A 3030-nucleotide genomic window follows, 5' to 3' on the forward strand; every position below is an offset into this window, starting at 1 on the left:
GCACCCTCCCCTTGCCAAGGGGAGGGTTGGGGAGGGGTCTTGTCTATGTGTTGCATTATTTTTTCAAATTGGTATTACTTAACATAGTTTGGTTTTTTGAAGTTGTTCTACTTAGTTGTGGAAGTAAACGATCGCTCGAACCCCAGAGGCTTTTTTCTCTAGGGTTTTTTGCACTCTTGTGGTCAAAGGGGAAAGGGAAAATACCAAACCTTTCCCCTTTTCCCGACTTTTCTTACAAGTCTACTTAATATGGCCACTTCCAATCACGAATTTCCGGCAGATCGTCGCCGTACTTCTCAATGTAGTGCTTGTGTTCTATGAGTTTATCTCGCATTTGCTGTTTGACATAAGCTGCTTTAGATCCGAGTTTGGAAACCCGGTCTATGACATCGATTACAAGATGGAAGCGATCTAAATCGTTGAGAACAACCATATCAAAAGGCGTGGTGGTGGTTCCCTCTTCCTTGTAGCCACGCACATGCAAGTTTTTGTGATTGGTCTGGCGGTAAGTTAAGCGATGAATTAGCCAGGGATAGCCATGAAACGCAAAGATGATCGGTTTGTCGGTGGTGAAAAGTGTATCAAAGTCTTTTTCATTCAAACCGTGGGGATGTTCGCTTCTTGGCTGTAGTGTCATTAAATCCACTACGTTGATTACCCGCACCTTTAAGTCAGGGAAGTTTTGGCGCAAGATGTCTACAGCCGCCAAGGTTTCTAAGGTGGGAATATCGCCAGCACAAGCCAGTACTACATCTGGTTCATTGCCTTGGTCGCTGCTTGCCCATTCCCAAATGCCGATGCCTTTGGTGCAATGCTTAATGGCTGCATCGATGTTGAGATATTGCAATGCTGGTTGTTTTCCGGCAACAATGACGTTGACATAGTTGCGGCTTCTCAAACAATGGTCTGTTACTGATAGCAGAGTGTTGGCATCGGGGGGCAAATACACGCGCACGATTTCTGCTTTCTTGTTAACCACATGGTCGATAAAACCTGGGTCTTGGTGGGAGAAACCATTGTGGTCTTGTCGCCAAACGTGGGAGGAAAGCAGATAATTGAGGGAAGCAATTGGTCTGCGCCAGGGAATGTGTCTGGTGGTTTTCAACCATTTGGCGTGTTGGTTGAACATGGAATCAATGATGTGGATGAAGGCCTCATAACAGGAGAAAAAGCCGTGACGACCGGTGAGGAGATAGCCTTCTAACCACCCTTGACAACTAGTTTCGCTGAGAATTTCCATCACCCGACCGTCGGGGGAAAGATGGTCATCTTCTGGGAGGATCTGGGCTACCCAAGTCCTGTCTGTAACTTCAAACACAGGATCTAGACGATTGGATACAGTTTCATCGGGGCCGAAGATGCGGAAATTGCGTTTGTCTTGGTTCAGTTGCACAATATCCCGCAGGAATCGACCAGTAACTCTGGTTGCTTCTGCGATCGCTTTACCTGGTTCGGCAATATCTATGGCATAATCTCGAAAATCCGGCATCTTTAGGTCATGCAGCAACAGACCACCGTTGGCGTGGGGGTTGTCACCCATGCGTCGCTGTCCTTTGGGAGCTAGTTCTGCCAGTTCCTCAATCAGCTTACCATTGCTGTCGAAGAGTTCTTCTGGTTTATAACTCTTCATCCAATCTTCTAGGAGTTTTAGGTGTTCTGGCTGTTTGCTGATGTTGCCAAAGGGAACTTGATGCGATCGCCAATAATCTTCGGTTTTTTTGCCATCTACTTCCTGCGGCCCTGTCCAACCTTTAGGGGTTCGCATGATAATCAGCGGCCACTGGGGACGTTCCGTAAAACCATGTACGCGGGCTTCTCTTTGGATACTTTGAATTTCAGGGATGATTGTATCTAGAGTTGCCGCCATTTGCTGGTGTACATCTGCCGGATCGTGACCTTCTACAAAGTATGGTTTGTAGCCATAGCCGACAAATAAACTTTCTAATTCTTCATGGCTAATCCGTGATAACACTGTTGGGTTAGCAATTTTATATCCATTTAAATGCAAAATTGGCAGTACCGCACCATCACGGGCTGGGTTGAGAAATTTATTTGAGTGCCAGCTAGTAGCTAAAGCACCAGTTTCCGCTTCCCCGTCACCCACAACAGCAGCAACAATCAAATCTGGATTATCAAAAGCAGCACCGAAAGCATGGACGAGGGCATAACCTAGTTCTCCGCCTTCGTGGATGGAACCAGGAGTTTCCGGTGCAACGTGGCTGGGGATACCACCAGGGAAAGAGAATTGTTTGAAGAGTTTCTGCATTCCCTCAACATCTTGGGAAATGTTGTGGTAGTACTCACTGTAAGTACCTTCTAAATAAGTGTTGGCTACTAATCCAGGGCCTCCATGACCAGGCCCGGCAATATAAATTGTATTCAGGTCATATTTTTTAATAACCCGATTTAGGTGAGCATAGATGAAATTCAACCCTGGTGTTGTTCCCCAGTGACCCAAAAGCCTGGGTTTAACGTGTTCGATTTTTAGCGGTTCTCTCAGTAGTGGATTGTCCAGTAGATATATTTGCCCGACTGAAAGATAGTTCGCTGCACGCCAGTAAGCATTAATTTTGCGTAATTCTTCGTCTGTTAAAGGCTTTGTTTGTGGAGTAGTTGCTAATGTCATTTCGACACTCCATTACAAAAGGATTTTGACCAAGCCCTGTTAGGGCAAGAGTAGGCAGTAGGTAGTAGGGGAGTAGGGTCAGAAATTTAATCCCAACGGGGCAACTTATTTTCCCGACTCCCTTTTGTTGACCTATTCGTTAGTATGCAATTTTACTGATCTGGGGTATGAAGGTCATCTTACCCATGATAAGTATTTCCAGAAGCGAACTGCTTAAGGTAGCCTTAGTCAGTACATGACACCTTTACTCACATCTGGAATAAGTCTAAATAACTATGTAATATTGCCACTAGTAAGCTAGCAAAATTACTTTCAAACTGCTATTTTTTTAATATTAATTTTCAAATTGCTTTGATTTCTAACAAAAATAGAATATTTTCTTTTAAAGAATTAAATAATTATAT

The 3030-nt window shown here is 44.5% G+C and carries 1 protein-coding gene; it reads right to left on the reverse strand.

What is annotated here, in order from left to right:
* Positions 1–244 precede the first annotated feature (244 nt).
* The gene (locus tag GNE10_RS33365) at positions 245–2626 is read right to left on the reverse strand and encodes a phosphoketolase (RefSeq protein WP_185570335.1); all 2382 of its coding nucleotides are present in this window, start codon (positions 2624–2626) and stop codon (positions 245–247) included.
* Positions 2627–3030: the final 404 nt, after the last annotated feature.

It is taken from the genome of Nostoc sp. 2RC (assembly GCF_014222165.1).
Lineage (GTDB): Bacteria > Cyanobacteriota > Cyanobacteriia > Cyanobacteriales > Nostocaceae > Nostoc > Nostoc linckia.

What these genes read in the sequence shown, in the direction of transcription:
- GNE10_RS33365 (WP_185570335.1), bottom strand. Translation starts at nt 2,626, where the DNA reads ATGACATTAGCAACTACTCCACAAACAAAGCCTTTAACAGACGAAGAA.